Origin of the sequence: Azoarcus olearius (assembly GCF_001682385.1) — a bacterium.
GTDB lineage: Bacteria > Pseudomonadota > Gammaproteobacteria > Burkholderiales > Rhodocyclaceae > Azoarcus > Azoarcus olearius.
The window spans coordinates 1,436,268-1,450,600 of record NZ_CP016210.1; the positions used below are offsets into that span (position 1 = coordinate 1,436,268).

A 14,333-nucleotide genomic window follows, 5' to 3' on the forward strand; every position below is an offset into this window, starting at 1 on the left:
AAACTAGAACGATGGCTGACAGGGTAGGACGCTTCGAAATCAGGGGGGAGCTGGGCCGCGGTGCGCAAAGCGTGGTGTATCGGGCTTTCGATCCGCAGCTGGAGCGCGAGGTTGCGGTCAAGACGCTGCACTTCACCGAGCACAAGCCGGGGCAGAACGAAACCCTGCTGGCCGAGGCGCGCATCGTCAGCCCGCTGCGCCATCCGGGCATCGTGCCGATCTTCGAGGCCGGCGAGGCCGACGGCGACGTCTATCTGGTGTTCGAGTACGTCCGCGGCGAGAGTCTCGCCGCGCACATGCAGCGCGAAGGCGCGCTGGCGCCGGTGCGCGCCGGCGAAATCCTGGTGCAGATCCTCGCCGCGGTCGGCCAGGCCCACGCCGAGGGCATCATCCACCGCGACCTCAAGCCCACCAACGTGCTGATGGACGAAAGCGGCGCGGTGCGGGTGATGGATTTCGGCATCGCCTGCCGTACCGCCGGCAAGGGCGGGCAGGCCGGCTTTGCCGGTACGCCTTCGTACATGGCGCCGGAGTACATCACCACGCGCGAGGTCAGCGAGCGTATCGACGTGTTCGCCGCCGGCGTGATCTTCATCGAGCTGCTGACCGGCCGGCGCCTGTTCGCCGGCGACGACGTCGATCAGGTGATGCAGCGCATCGTCGCCCGCCAGGTGGTGCTGCCCACCGACCTGGCGCTGGACGAGCGCGTGGCCGGCATTGCGCTGCGCGCGGTGGCGCGCGACCCGGCCGAGCGCTTCGAATCCGCCGCCGCCTTCCGCCAGGCGCTGGAAGCCTGGCTGCAGCCGGATGAAGCGGTGCAGTCGGCGGAGGCGCGCCAGAGCACGGTCGATTTCCTGCTGCGGCGGATGCGCCACAAGAGCGACTTCCCGGCGCTGTCGGAGTCGGTGAGCGCGATCAACCGCATCGCATCGAGCGAGTCCGAGAGCGTGTCCAAGCTGTCGGTGTCGATCCTGCGCGACTTCTCGCTGACCAACAAGATCCTGCGGCTGGTCAATTCGGTGGCTTACCGCCAGGCCGGCGGCGGCAGCATCAGTACGGTGTCGCGCGCGGTGATCGTGCTCGGTTTCGACACGGTGCGGAACATCGCCATCACCGTGCTGCTGTTCGAACACCTGCAGAACAAGGCCAACGCCAGCCAGCTCAAGGAAGACTTCCTGCGCGCCAACCTCGCCGGCATCCTCGCCCGCGACATCGCCAGCAAGGCCCGCACGCGCGATCTGGAGCAGTCCTTCATCTGCGCCATCTTCCACAACCTGGGCCGGCTGCTGACGCAGTTCTACTTTCCCGAGGAAAGCGAAGAAATCCGCCGCATGATGGCGCAGAAGTCCTGTACCGAGGAGGTCGCCGCGCTGCGCGTGCTCGGCCTCAGCTTCGAGGACCTGGGCATCGGCATCGCGCGCAGCTGGGGTTTTCCGACGCTGATCGTCGACAGCATGCACAAGCTGCCGGCCGGCAAGGTGCGCAAGCCGGCCACGCAGGAGGACCGCCTGCGCGTGGTGTCGGCGCTGTCGAACGAGATTTCCACCGCGATCGCCACGCTGTCGCCGGAGGAGCGCGCGAAGGAGATGCAGCGCATCGCGGCACGTTTCGCGGAGGCGCAGCCGCTCGACGACACCGAGCTGAAGGACGCGATCAAGCACGCGATCGAGGAGATCACCGAGTTCGCGCGCATCATCCGCATCAACCTGGGGCAGACCCACTTCGGCCAGCAGTTGCGGCGCTACAGCGGCGGCGAGACGGGCGGCGAGGGCGGCGGCAGCGACGGCAGCATGGGCTCGGCGGTGCTCGAGCAGAACCGCTCGCCGGCGCTGGAAACGGGCAACTTCGGCGAGGAAGGACGCAAGGCCGCCGACGCCCAGGCAGTGCTCACCGCCGGCATCCAGGACATCAGCAATACGCTGGTCGAGGAGTTCAAGCTCAACGACATCCTGCGCATCATCCTCGAGACCATGTACCGGGCGATGGGCTTCCGCCGCGTGCTGCTGTGCATCCGCGATGCGCGCAGCAACACCATGCAGGGCCGCTTCGGCTTCGGCCCCGAGGTGACCGAGCTGGCCAAGCAGTTCCGTTTCACCCTCAGCTTCACGCCCGACATCTTCCACGCCGCCACCTCCAAGGGCGTGGACATCCTGATCAGCGACGTCGACGACGCCAAGATCGCCGAGCGCATCCCGGCGTGGTTTCGCAAGGGCGTCACCGCCAAGACCTTCGTGCTGTTCCCGCTGACGATCAAGAACGCGCCGGTCGCGCTGATCTACGCCGACAAGGAGCACGCCGGCGAGATCGAGATCACCGAGAAGGAACTGTCGCTGTTGCGCACCCTGCGCAACCAGGCCGTGCTGGCGATCAAGCAGTCCACCTGAAGGCCGGCGGAACGCCCGGCCGCGCGCGCACTCACAGCAAGAGTCCGTTCGCCCGTCCGCGGGCCGCCGTGCGTGCACGGCCGGCCGTGGGCGGTCCGCGCCGGCAGGGGCACGTCTGCGGGGCGTGCATCCGACCACGTGATCGGGAGAACCGCCATGGCCACCATCCCCAGTTCCCTTCCGCCCCCATCCTCCACCGCGGCCGAGCGAGCCGGCGGGCGCGGCGCCGGTGCGGCGCGCGGCGAGGGCGTCGCCACGCTCAGCGTCGCGGCGGAAGTGCGCTCGCAGCAGAACAACCGCATCCTGCAGGCCTCGCTGGAGGTGTCGATCAGCGTCGGCAACGACAGCCAGGCGCTGCTGTTCCGCAGCGCGATCGAGAAGATCAACGAAATGCTCGGCACGGAGCAGGTGCCCGATGCGCTGCAGAAGGCCGCCAGCCAGGACAACTCCCCGGAAGCCACCGCGGACCGCATCCTGTCCTTTGCCACCGGGCTCTTCGCCAGCTACAGCACCCAGCATCCGGGCGCAGACCAGGCCACGCTCGCGGCGGATTTCGTCGAACTCGTGCGCGGCGGCTTCCAGCAGGGCTTCGACGAGGCGGTGGACATCCTGAAGGGCCTCAAGGTGTTCGAAGGCGGCATCGCCGAGGGCATCCAGAAGACCTACGACCTGGTGATGAAGGGCTTTGATGATTTCCTCGCCTCGCTGACCGGGTCGTCGGGCACGGCAGCGGCGCCAGAGGCGGCGACTGCGGCGGACGCGGCGGGGGGCGTCAGCAGCACCAAGACCTGAAGCGCCGGCGCAAGCACGGCCGGGCGGTGATTCTTCACAGGCGGCCGCACTATGCCGAATGGCATAATGCGGGGCGGCCCGCGTTGCGGCGGCCGCCACGCCTACAGGATGCGTCATGGCCTTGCCTCCCGATTCCGATCCCGCGCCGCAGCCGGCGCCCGCCGTCGTGGCGGACGCCCCTGCCGCGCTTCACTACAGCCTCGACGCCGCCACCGCGTGCGCCGCGCATGTGCTTGCCAGCCGTCGCGTCAGCCACCGCTTCAGCGGTCGCGGCGGCGCCTGGCTGCTGCAACTGCTGGTATGGATCTGCATCGGCGCCGCCGCCGGCATCGCCGCGCAGGGATGGCGAACGGGCACAGCGGTCAGCGTGTGGGTGCTGGGTGGCCTGCTGCTCGGCGCCGGCCTGTTCGGCGCCGTGCTGCGCCGCCGCCTGTTCGATCAGCTCGGTCGCACCCATGCCGCGGCCACGGGCAACGTGCGGCTGGCGCTGGAGGCGGACGGCCTGCACATGCTGTCCGGCATGGGCGAGGCCTGGGTGCCGTGGGCGCGGGTGGTCGAGGTGGCGGAGCAGACGGGCTGGGTGGCGGTGACGCTGGGTCCGGTGCCGCAGGTGCTGGCCGTGCCGTTTGCCGCGTTTCCCGACGCCGCCGCGCGTTCGCGCTGGATGGCGGCGCTGGAAGCGCGGATCGCGTCCGCCTGCGGACAGTCCGGCGCGCACCCGAGCGCAGCACCGGCCGCCGCGCCACGCGCGGGCAGCCGTGCCGGCGCTGCGGTGACGGCGGGCGAACACGAAGGCGCCACGCTGCCGGGCGCGCTGGGGCAACTCGGCCGCCTGCTGGCGTTCCGTGCGCCGCGCCCCGGCGCGCTGGGTTTCAGCCCCGCGGTGCTGCTGGGCTGCGTGGTCTTGTATGCCGCGCTCACGCTCGGCGTGCAGGTGTGGGAAGCGAACGGCGAGGGCGAACTGTGGTGGTACGAAGCGAGCGGACTGCTGTCGCCCTTTGCCGCCGCGGCGATCGCCGCCGCGCTGGCGGCCCTGGTGGCGCCCGGCCAGCTGCCCGCCGGCCGCCTGCTGGTGGCGCTGACGCTGCTGCTGTTGCCACTGCCGCTGGTTGGCCTGTGGGCGGCGCCCGAGGTCGGCACCTTCCTGCGCGCGCTGGCCCCGGGCGAGGCCGACGGCCCGCTGATGACGCTGATGTTCTTCCTGCCGCAAGCCTGGCTGCTCGGCGCCGCCGGTGTCGTGGCCTGGCGCCTGGCCGCGGCGGAGCCGGCGGTGAGGGCGCGCGTGGCGCTGGTGGCGGTGCTCGCCAGCGGGGCCAACCTGTGGCTGCACAACGACCCGCCGATGCTCTGGTACGCCGCCGTCAACGAAGATGCGCGGCCGCGGCTGAACATCGACGAGCGTGTGCTGTACGGCCAGCCCCGCCTGCTCGACCAGGCCCTGGCGGGGCTGCAGCCGGGCCGGCCGGGCGTGGCCGAACTCTATTTCCTCGGCGTCGGCGGCTACGGCCAGCAGGACGTTTTCCTGCGCGAGGTGCAGACGGTGGAAAGCCTGTTTGCCGACCGCTACGGCACCACCGGCCGCTCTGCGCTGCTGGTGAACAACGCCGCCACGGTGCACGAACTGCCGGTGGCCAATGCCGAATCGCTCGGCGCCGCGCTGCGTGCGATCGGCGCGCGCATGAACCGCGGCGAGGACCTGCTGTTCCTGTTCCTGACCTCGCACGGCTCGCGCGACCACCGCTTCTCGCTCGCGTTCTGGCCGTTCCGCTTCAACGACATCACGCCGGAGATGCTGCGTCGCGCGCTCGACGACGCCGGCATCGACCAGCGCGTGGTGGTGGTGTCGGCGTGCTATTCCGGTGGCTTCATTCCGGCGCTGGCCGATGCCCGCACGCTGGTGATCACCGCCGCCGCGGCCGACCGCAATTCCTTCGGTTGCGCCGACCAGAACGAGCTGACCGATTTCGGCCGCGCCTATTTTGCCGAGGCGCTGCACGAGACGCGCTCCTTCACCGCGGCCTTCGAACTGGCGCGCACCCGCATCGCCGAGCGGGAGACTGCCGAGGGCCTGACGCCTTCGCTGCCGCAGATGCAGGGTGGCGAGGCGCTGAACGCGGTGCTCCAGCGCCTGGCCGCGCCGGATGCCGCCCCGGCGCGCGCCGTGCCGGTGGGCGCTACCCCGGCCCGGCGCGAGGCCAACGCGCTATCCTCGATCACCCACTGATTGCCGACCTGCCGGAACCCCGATGGACCTGAACCTGCTCCCCCCCGCCGTCTGGCGCCATTTCGCCACCTTGTGCCGCATTCCGCGCCCGTCCGGGCACGAGCACGCGCTGCGCGAGGAAATCCTCGGCTGGGCGCGCCAGCGCGGGCTGGGGGCGGTGGTCGACGCCACCGGCAACCTCATCCTCAGCAAGCCGGCCAGTCCCGGCCATGAGGATCGCCCGGGCGTGGTACTGCAGGGCCATCTCGACATGGTGTGCCAGAAGAACGCCGGGTCGGCGCACGACTTCCTGCGCGACCCGATCCGCGCCGAACTGCGCGACGGCTGGCTGGTGGCGGACGACACCACGCTGGGGGCGGACAACGGCATCGGGGTGGCGATGGCGCTCGCGGTGCTGGAGGCAGACGACATCGCCCACCCGGCGCTGGAGGTGCTGCTGACGGTGGACGAGGAAGCCGGGATGACCGGCGCGCGCGGCCTGCAGGCCGATGCGCTGCGCGGGCGGCTGCTGATCAACATCGATACCGAGGACTGGGGCGAGTTCTACCTGGGCTGCGCGGGTGGCGCCGACGTGGTGGTGGACGCCGTGCTCGATACCGTGGCGGCGCCGCCCGGGGGTGTGGCACTGCGCCTGACGGTGGAAGGGCTGAAGGGCGGGCACTCCGGCGTGGATATCCACCTCCAGCGCGGCAACGCGATCAAGCTGCTGGTACGGGCGCTGCAGGGGCTGCGCGCGGCCGGCGCTGGCTTTGCGCTGGCGACGCTGGAAGGCGGCACCGCGCGCAACGCACTGCCGCGCGAAGCGCAGGCGGTGATCGTGGTGGACGCGGGCGATGTCGCGCCGCTGCACGAGGCGCTGGCGCGCATCGGCGCGGAGATTGCCGACGAACTGGCGGGTGTGGACGACGGCTTCCGCCTGCACGCCGGGCCGGCGCCGCTGCCGGCGCGGGTATGTGCCGACGAGGCCGGACGCCGTGCGCTCGCCGCGCTGCACGCCGCGCCGCATGGCGTGCGCCGGCTCAGCAGCCGGGTGCCCGGCGTCGTCGAAACCTCGGACAACCTCGGCGTCGTCCGGCTGGCCGAAGGCCGGCTGCAGGCCACGCTGATGGTGCGCTCGCTGCTGGACGCGGGCACCCGCGAACTCGCCGCGGAGATCGTCGGCCTGTTCGGGTTGGCCGGCATGGCGGCGACCGTCAGCGAGCCCTATCCGGGTTGGGCGCCGAATCCGCGCTCGGGCCTGCTGGCGCTGTTCCAGCAGGTGTATCAGCGCGAATTCGGCGGCGAGGCGGCGGTCAAGGTGATCCACGCCGGGCTGGAGTGCGGCATCTTCACCGCCACCTGGCCGGACATGGACATGATCTCCTTCGGACCCAGCATCCGCGGTGCGCACGCGCCCGGCGAACGGGTGGAGGTGGCAAGCGTGGAGCGCGCGTGGCGTTTGCTGGTGGCGGTGCTCGCCGCGGTGCCGGCGGCGCGTTAGCCCACCAGCGGGCGATCCGGCAGCTGGTTTTCGCGTGCTGCCGCGTCCGGCGGGAAGTGGCGCGCGAGCGCGGCGCCCACGCCATCGACCGCGCGCCCCAGCCCTTCCTCATAGCGTCCGGCGCGAAACGCCGCGCCCATGTCGCCCACCAGCGCGGCCCATTCGCCGGGCGGCACATGGCGGGCGAGGCCGCGGTCGGCGACGATTTCGATCTGGTGCTCGGCAAGCTGCAGGTAGATCAGCACGCCGTTGTTGAGTTCGGTGTCCCACACCCGCAGCTTGCCGAACTGCGCCAGCGCGCGTTCGCGCACCACCGCTTCGATCGCCACGCCGCTGCGCCACTGGCGCAACAGGTAGCTGGTTGGCAGGCTGGCCTCGATGCACAGGCAGATCTCGCCGCTGTGCTGGCGTTCGCTCGCGGTGATGCGCTCTTCCAGCCGTTGCAGCGCGTCCGGCCCGATCGCGCGGCGCGCGTCGTCGGCATCGCGCCAGCGGTGGCGCAGCAGTCTCAGCAAGGCGTTCATGGGCGGCTCCGCGTGGGGTGGCGATCGAAGAGGGTCATCGGCACGTCCTTACCAGCGCCCGGACGCGCCGCCGCCGCCGAAGCTGCCGCCGCCGCCCGAACCGAAACCGCCGCCGAAGCCGCCACCGCCGCCGCGGCCGCCGCCCCAGATGATCGGGCCGCCAAAACCGCCGCCGCCGCGTCCCCCGCGTCCGCCACCGCCTCCGCCCATCGCAAGCACGAAGATCAGCGCCAGCACGCCGCCGACCACCGCGAGCAGCAGGCTGCCGGTGAGCAGTTGCACCAGCAGCCCGGTGGCGCCGCCGGTGGCGAGGGTGCCGAGCTTGCGCCCGAGCAGGGTGTTGAGGATGCCGCCGACCACCGGCACGCCGATGAACAGGAACACCGCGAGATCGGCCAGCGATGCGCCTTTGTCGGCGGCGGCGCGGCGCGGTTCGGGCAGCGGCAGGTCTTCGCCGCGCACCAGCCGCATCAGCGCATCCACGCCGCCCTGCAGGCCGCCGGCAAAGTCGCCACGGCGGAACGCCGGCACGATGATGCCGTCGATGATGCGGAACGCGGCGAGGTCCGGCACGGCGCCCTCGAGCGCGCGCGCCACCTCGATCCGCACCGTGCGGTCGTTCTTGGCCACCACCAGCAGCAGGCCGTCGCCCACCTCGCGACGGCCGATCTTCCAGGCATCGGCGACGCGGAAGGCGAAGGCGGCGATGTCCTCGGGCGCGGTGGTCGGCACCACCAGCACCACGATCTGGGTGCCGCGTTCTGCCTCGAACTGCGCGAGCCGGTCTTCCAGCGCCTGGCGCTCGGCCGGTGCCAGCGTGGCGGTCTGGTCGATGACGCGGGCCGTCAGCGCCGGCACTGGCACCAGCTGCTGGGCCAGCGCGGGCAACGCGCCGAGCATGGCCGCGAGCGCGAGGGCGCACGCCACCAGCCACTGCAGGCTGCGCAGATGGACGAGGGCAGGACGGGCGGGCATGGCGGGTAGTGGGGCGGTCAGCGCGCCGGCTGGGCGGGCGGGGTACCGAAATCGACCGTGGGCGGGCGCGAGATTTCGGCTTCGTTGGCGACGGTGAAGCCGGCCTTGGGCTTGTAGCTGAACACCATCGCGGTGAGGTTGGTGGGGAAGCTGCGCGCCAGCACGTTGTATTCCTGGATGCTCTGGATGTACTTGTTGCGCGCCACGGTGATGCGGTTTTCGGTGCCTTCGAGCTGCACGCGCAGATCCTGGAAGCCCTGGTTGGCCTTCAGGTTGGGGTAGTTCTCCGCCACCGCGAGCAACCGCGACAGCGCGCTGCCGAGTTGCCCCTGCGCCTGCTGGAAGCGCGCCATCGCGTCCGGGTCGTCGAGCATTTCCGGCGTCACCTGGATCGCGGTCGCGCGCGAGCGGGCCTCGATCACGCGGGTCAGCGTTTCCTGCTCGAAGCTGGCTTCGCCCTTGACCGTATTCACCAGGTTGGGGATGAGGTCGGCGCGGCGCTGGTACTGGTTGAGCACTTCGGCCCAGGCGGCCTTGCTCTGTTCATCGAGGCGCTGGAAGTCGTTGTAGCCGCAGCCGCTCAGCAGGGCGGCGAACGCGGCGATCGCGGCGAGGCGCGCAAGTCGGAAAAGGGAAATGGGCATGGTCGTCCTTCGCTGTTCGGGTTGGGGGCTCGGCGCCGCCCGGGGCTGCGCCGGGGGCGGCTGCACGCGCTGGAGACCCCGGCACTTTACCAGCGTCATGCCCGTGCGCGCATGCCGTGCGGCTCCGGCAGGGGCGCGGCGCGCTTCCTATACTGAAGCGATGCCACGGCCAGGAGGCTGCCATGTCGGACCATGTGTACAAGCTCGTAGAACTTGTCGGCTCGTCGCAAACGGGCGTCGATGATGCCATTCGCAATGCCATCGAGGCAGCGGGAAGGACCGTGCGGCACATCGACTGGTTCGAGGTGACCGAGACCCGCGGCCATGTGGTGGATGGCAGGGTGGCCCACTTCCAGGTGACGCTGAAGGTGGGCTTCCGCATCGAGAACGAATAGGGCGCGCCGGCTGCCGGCGCGCCAGGGGAGGGCGCGTGAGCAGGAAGGCCTTCATCAGCCATGCGTCGGAGGACGCGCGCATCGCCACTGCGCTGTGCGCTTTCCTCGAAGGCGCGGGGGTGCCGTGCTGGATCGCGCCCCGCGACGTGACGCCCGGCCGCGAGTACGCCGAGGAGATTCTCGACGGCATCGAGGGCTGCGCGGTATTCGTGCTGCTGCTGTCGGCGCAGGCCAACCGTTCGCCCTTCGTCCGGCGCGAGCTGGAGCGCGCGGCGAGCAAGGACAAGCCGCTGTTCCTGGTGCGGATCGAAGAGGTCCAGCCCGACCGCTCGCTGGAACTCTTCGTTTCTTCCGAACACTGGATCGACGCCTGGGCGCCGCCGTTGGAGACCCACTGGGCGCGGCTCGCCAACGCCATTCGCGGCGAGCGCGCGGTTGCCCCTCCGGCGCAGGCGGCGCGCCGGCCTTCGGCCGCCACGAAGATGGTCGGGCTGGGCGCGGGCCTGGGCGTGCTGATGTCGCTGCTGACGGTGGGGGTGTGGAGCTGGCTGACGCCAGCGCACGAAGAAGCGGGCGGCAGCACTAGCGCGGCACAGCCGTCGGCCACATTGGTGACACCGGCGGGGCCGCTGGTCGCGACCGCCACGGGGCCTGCGGCGCCGCCAGCGGGTTCCGCCGCGCCGGAGGCGTCCGCCGCGGCAGCGGACGATGGCGCCGAGCCGTGTCCCGGCTATTACGCGATCAACCCGCAACTGCCCAGCCCCTATGCCTGCACCTGCGGCACCGTGGTGTCGTCGCAGGGCTCGGTGTGGGGTTCCGACATCTACACCGCGGACTCGGCCCTGTGCAAGGCGGCGGTACATGCGGGCGTCATCCCGCGCAGCGGCGGGCGGGTGGTGGTGGAGCGGGTGGATGGGCGCGAACTCTACGTCGGCACCAGCCGCAACGGCATCGGCACCAGCGACTACGGCCCCTACCACCCCGCGATCCACTTCGTCGGCAGCGCGCAGCCGGCGCAGCCCGAACCGTGCCCGACCTTTCTTGCGATCAACCCCAATCTGGCAACGCCGCACGTGTGCCGCTGCGCCGCGGGCGACACGCTGCAGGGTTCGGTGTGGGGTTCTGACCCCTACACCGCCGATTCCCGCCTGTGCCGCGCCGCGGTTCACGCAGGGCGCATCGGCACCGAGGGCGGCACCGTCACCGTGGTGTATGCGGACGGCCGTGCCATGTACAGCGGCAGCGAGCGCAACGGGGTCCGCAGTAGCGACTACGGCGCCTATCCGCTCAGCATCCGCTTTCAGTAACCCGCCTCAGCCGATGCCGTGCCGCCGCATCCAGGCGTGGAAGTCATCGCCGCTGCTGGCGCGCAGGCGACCGAGATGCAGGATCATGTTCTCGGTCATCGTATGCGCGGCGATCGCCGCCATGATCTCAAGCCGCGCCTCGGCGTCCAGCCCGTGCTCGGACAGGCGTTCGTCGATCTCGCAGAAGTGGCTCGCCATCAACCGGCGCGCCTCGGTCTCGTCGATCGCGAGGTCGCCCAGGTCGAGCGGATCCTCCTCTTCGATGTCGGCCATCAGGGATTCGATCGAATGCAGGTTCATGGCTGCGCCTCTCCAACGGGGGTGAGCCGGTTTGACCGTGCCGCCCCGCGCGGAGTGCCATCGACGCTCAATCCGCGTCGAGCCAGCGCGCTTCCCAGTCGGCGAGTTCCGGCAACTCGGCGTAGAAGCGCCGTTTCATCAGCAGGTCCGCGGCATCGAGCGCTTCGCGCGTCGCCGCGTCCACCGCCTCCGGCAGCAGCGGTGCCAGCTCGATGATGGCCGCGCCGCCCGGACGCCCGCCGCGCCCCGGGATGCCGGCGCCTTCCAGCCGCAGTTGGCGCGTCGCGCCGCCGGGCGGCAGCGTGGCGGTGCGGCATCCGCCGGGCAGGGGGATGTCGATGTCGCCGCCGGCGAGCAGGCGGAACACGCTGAGCGGCCGGCGCAGGTGGAGGTCGCGCCCTTCGGCGCGGTACAGGGGATGGGGCGCCAGCGCGATCGTCAGCCGCAGGTCGCCCGGCGGCGCGCTGGCGTCGGCCGCGGCCTCGCCTTCGCCCGCCAGCCGCAGTTCGTCGCCCGCGAGCAATCCCGGCGGAAGCTGCACCGCCAGCCGGCGCTCCGTACGTTCGCGGCCGCTGCCGCCACAGTGCGCGCACGCCGCCTTGCTGACGAAACCGCGGCCGCCACAGACCGCGCACTGCACCAGCCCGCGCGCCGCCCGCAGCCGGCCGGAGCCGTGGCAGGTAGCGCACAGCCGCGTGTGCGCCAGCGCGGTTTCGCCGCTGCCGTGGCAGTGGCCGCACACGCTTTCATCAGCCACCACGACGATCTTCTCGCCGCCGAGGCAGGCGTCCTCGATGCGGATCTCCAGCGTCTGGCGCCGGTCCGGGCCGCGTCGGCGTGGGGCTGGCGCAGACGCTTCGTCCTCGGTGTCGGCCAGGTCCTCGTCGTCGCCCGCGGCGGTTCCGGCCGCCAGCTCGGCAAGCAGGCTGTCGTGCGCGGCGCGCAAGGCATTGAAGTGATCGTGCGCTTCGGGCGCCGGGTTGCGGTCGGGGTGCCAGCGCATCGCCAGGCGGCGGAACGCGCGCTTGATTTCGGCCGCATCCGCGCCGGGGGCGATGTCGAGCAGGGAATAGGGGTCCATGACGGCCGGGCGGTAGGTGGGGGCTGGAAGCGGCGGGGCTGCATTATCGCCCCGCGCGGGCTTTGCGCGCTGTTCCGTGCTGGCTTACCCTTGCGGCGCCCGCCTCTTCATTGCCTGCACGCGGGCGGCCGGTGCGGCCCAGGCTTGCGGAGTCTCCATGCAGTTGCCCAATCACCAACTCGCCATGACCGTGCTGATGACGCCGGACATGGCCAATTTTTCCGGCAAGGTCCACGGCGGCGCCATCCTGAAGCTGCTCGACCAGGTGGCCTACGCCTGCGCCAGCCGTTACGCCGGCGAATACGTCGTCACGCTGTCGGTTGATCAGGTGATGTTCCGCGAGCCGATCAATGTCGGCGAACTCGTCACCTTCCTCGCGTCGGTGAACTACACCGGCAAGACCTCGATGGAAATCGGCATCAAGGTGCTGGCCGAGAACATCCGCGGCAAGCGTGTTCGCCACGCCAACAGCTGCTTCTTCACGATGGTGGCGGTGGATGAGAACGGCCGTGCCACGACGGTTCCGCAGCTGCAGCCTTCCACTCCGGACGAGGAGCGCCGCTACCAGGCTGCAAAGCTGCGGCGCGAACTGCGCCAGGAGTTCGAGGCGCGCCAGCAGGCGCTGAAGCCGGCAAGCGCATGAGCGGCGCGACCGACGCCGGCGCTCAGGCGGCCAGCCGTGACCCGCTGCACGGCGTTACGCTGGAGCGGCTGCTGAACGAACTGGTGGCGCACTACGGCTGGAGCGAACTCGGCCGCCGCGTGGACATCCGCTGTTTCAACCTCGACCCCAGCATCGCTTCCAGCCTCAAATTCCTGCGCCGCACGCCGTGGGCGCGGGCGCAGGTGGAAGCACTGTACGTGGAACTGGTGCGGCGGCGCTGAGCCGCCTCTCCTTAAAGCTCGACCTTCACCGCCTGCGCGGCACGCAGCGCCTTGGCGCGTGCGGCCTCGATGGACTCGTCGCGCGCCAGCGCCACGCCCATGCGGCGCTGGCCCTTCACCTCCGGCTTGCCGAAGAGGCGCAGCGCGGTGTCCGGCTCGGCGAGCGCGGCGCCGAGGTTGGAGAAGCTCGGCTGGGTCGATTCGCCTTCCACCAGGATCACCGCCGAGGCCGACGGCCCCACCTGGCGGATCGCCGGGATCGGCAGGCCGAGGATGGCGCGCGCGTGCAGCGCGAATTCCGACAGATCCTGCGAAATCAGCGTCACCAGCCCGGTGTCGTGCGGGCGCGGCGAGACCTCGCTGAACCACACCATGTCGCCCTTGATGAAGAGTTCGACGCCGAACAGTCCGCGGCCGCCGAGCGCGCCGGTGACGGCGAGCGCGATGCGCTCGGATTCGGCGATGGCCTTCGCGCTCATCGGCTGCGGCTGCCAGGATTCCTGGTAGTCGCCCTTTTCCTGACGGTGGCCGACCGGCGCGCAGAAGGTGGTGCCGCCGGCGTGGCGCACGGTCAGCAGGGTGATCTCGTAGTCGAAGTCGATGAAGCCCTCGACGATGACGCGGCCCTTGCCGGCGCGCCCGCCTTCCTGCGCGTAGTCCCATGCCTTCTTCACGTCGTCCGGCCCGCGCAGCAGGCTCTGGCCCTTGCCCGACGAACTCATGATCGGCTTCACCACGCAGGGGAAGCCGAGCGCCGCGACCGCCGCGGCGTAGTCCTCGTAGCTGTCGGCGAAGCGGTAGGGCGAGGTCGGCAGGCCGAGTTCCTCGGCGGCCAGACGGCGGATGCCTTCGCGGTTCATGGTGAGTTGCGCGGCGCGCGCGGTCGGGATCACGGTGTAGCCCTCGGCTTCCAGCTCCACCAGCGTGGCGGTGGCGATGGCCTCGATCTCCGGCACGATGTAGTGCGGCTTTTCCTGCTCGATCACCGCGCGCAGCGCGGCGCCGTCCAGCATGCTGATGACGTGGCTGCGGTGCGCCACCTGCATCGCCGGGGCGTTGGGGTAACGGTCGACCGCGATCACTTCGCAGCCGAGGCGCTGCAGCTCGATCACGACTTCCTTGCCCAGTTCGCCGGAACCGCACAGCAGCACGCGGGTGGCGGTGGGGGAGAGCGGGGTTCCGATACGGGGCATGGCGGCGGTCCTGGGCGGGAAAGGCCCGGATTGTGGCAACCGCGGCCGCCGTGGGCAAGGGCCGCGGCGCTGCCTGTCCGTGCCGGGGCGCCGCGTGTCGCGCGTCATGGCCCTGTCCGCGCACGGGCGCGATAATCGGCCCACAACGA

Annotated in this window: 14 protein-coding genes; 8 read left to right on the forward strand and 6 right to left on the reverse strand. The window is 71.0% G+C overall.

Features of this window, described 5'->3' with window-relative positions; genetic code table 11:
* Window positions 1-11: 11 nt before the first annotated feature.
* The 4 genes from dqs_RS06740 to dqs_RS06755 all read left to right on the forward strand — a co-directional run bounded on the left by dqs_RS06740 (window position 12) and on the right by dqs_RS06755 (window position 6,880).
* Entirely contained in the window at window positions 12-2,384 is a 2,373-nt protein-coding gene (locus tag dqs_RS06740; protein ID WP_065340006.1) for a serine/threonine protein kinase, read from the forward strand.
* A 156-nt stretch (window positions 2,385-2,540) separates the two neighbouring features.
* The gene (locus tag dqs_RS06745) at window positions 2,541-3,176 is read left to right on the forward strand and encodes a DUF5610 domain-containing protein (RefSeq protein WP_065340007.1); all 636 of its coding nucleotides are present in this window, start codon (window positions 2,541-2,543) and stop codon (window positions 3,174-3,176) included.
* A 115-nt stretch (window positions 3,177-3,291) separates the two neighbouring features.
* On the forward strand, window positions 3,292-5,400 hold the full coding sequence (locus tag dqs_RS06750) for a C13 family peptidase (protein ID WP_065340008.1): 2,109 nt from the start codon (window positions 3,292-3,294) through the stop codon (window positions 5,398-5,400).
* A gap of 22 nt (window positions 5,401-5,422) precedes the next feature.
* Window positions 5,423-6,880, forward strand: a complete 1,458-nt coding sequence (locus dqs_RS06755; RefSeq protein WP_065340009.1) for an aminoacyl-histidine dipeptidase — start codon at window positions 5,423-5,425, stop codon at window positions 6,878-6,880.
* On the opposite strand, the gene dqs_RS06760 is transcribed toward dqs_RS06755, so the two are convergent.
* The 3 genes from dqs_RS06760 to dqs_RS06770 are packed head-to-tail and all read right to left on the reverse strand — an operon-like array spanning window position 6,877 to window position 9,023.
* Window positions 6,877-7,404 (reverse strand): TPM domain-containing protein, encoded by a 528-nt coding sequence (locus dqs_RS06760; protein WP_011764993.1) that lies wholly within the window; start codon window positions 7,402-7,404, stop codon window positions 6,877-6,879. The two genes, dqs_RS06755 and dqs_RS06760, sit on opposite strands and share 4 nt — an antisense overlap.
* 48 nt (window positions 7,405-7,452) lie before the next feature.
* Window positions 7,453-8,379: a TPM domain-containing protein gene (locus dqs_RS06765; protein ID WP_065340010.1), complete on the reverse strand. Its 927-nt coding sequence runs from the start codon at window positions 8,377-8,379 to the stop codon at window positions 7,453-7,455.
* Window positions 8,380-8,396: 17 nt separating this feature from the next.
* Window positions 8,397-9,023 carry a LemA family protein gene (locus tag dqs_RS06770; protein ID WP_011764995.1) on the reverse strand — a complete coding sequence of 209 codons (627 nt, stop codon included), beginning with the start codon at window positions 9,021-9,023 and terminating at the stop codon, window positions 8,397-8,399.
* Window positions 9,024-9,205: 182 nt separating this feature from the next.
* Here dqs_RS06770 and dqs_RS06775 point away from each other — a divergent pair, with 182 nt between their 5' ends.
* Together dqs_RS06775 and dqs_RS06780 are read left to right on the forward strand one after the other, a co-directional pair.
* Complete coding sequence (locus tag dqs_RS06775; protein ID WP_011764996.1) at window positions 9,206-9,418, forward strand: dodecin; 213 nt, start codon at window positions 9,206-9,208, stop codon at window positions 9,416-9,418.
* Window positions 9,419-9,453: 35 nt separating this feature from the next.
* Window positions 9,454-10,725 (forward strand): LCCL domain-containing protein, encoded by a 1,272-nt coding sequence (locus tag dqs_RS06780; RefSeq protein WP_065340011.1) that lies wholly within the window; start codon window positions 9,454-9,456, stop codon window positions 10,723-10,725.
* A gap of 6 nt (window positions 10,726-10,731) precedes the next feature.
* On the opposite strand, the gene dqs_RS06785 is transcribed toward dqs_RS06780, so the two are convergent.
* Entirely contained in the window at window positions 10,732-11,025 is a 294-nt protein-coding gene (locus dqs_RS06785) for a hypothetical protein (RefSeq protein WP_011764998.1), read from the reverse strand.
* 67 nt (window positions 11,026-11,092) lie between these two features.
* Window positions 11,093-12,106, reverse strand: a complete 1,014-nt coding sequence (locus dqs_RS06790; RefSeq protein WP_065340012.1) for a DnaJ C-terminal domain-containing protein — start codon at window positions 12,104-12,106, stop codon at window positions 11,093-11,095.
* 157 nt (window positions 12,107-12,263) lie between these two features.
* Here dqs_RS06790 and dqs_RS06795 point away from each other — a divergent pair, with 157 nt between their 5' ends.
* Together dqs_RS06795 and dqs_RS06800 are read left to right on the forward strand one after the other, a co-directional pair.
* Complete coding sequence (locus dqs_RS06795) at window positions 12,264-12,749, forward strand: acyl-CoA thioesterase (protein ID WP_011765000.1); 486 nt, start codon at window positions 12,264-12,266, stop codon at window positions 12,747-12,749.
* Window positions 12,746-12,991 carry a VF530 family protein gene (locus dqs_RS06800; RefSeq protein ID WP_065340013.1) on the forward strand — a complete coding sequence of 82 codons (246 nt, stop codon included), beginning with the start codon at window positions 12,746-12,748 and terminating at the stop codon, window positions 12,989-12,991. The genes dqs_RS06795 and dqs_RS06800 overlap by 4 nt, the downstream gene beginning before the upstream one ends.
* An 11-nt stretch (window positions 12,992-13,002) precedes the next feature.
* On the opposite strand, the gene purT is transcribed toward dqs_RS06800, so the two are convergent.
* Window positions 13,003-14,184 (reverse strand): formate-dependent phosphoribosylglycinamide formyltransferase, encoded by a 1,182-nt coding sequence (purT, locus tag dqs_RS06805; RefSeq protein ID WP_065340014.1) that lies wholly within the window; start codon window positions 14,182-14,184, stop codon window positions 13,003-13,005.
* Window positions 14,185-14,333: the final 149 nt, after the last annotated feature.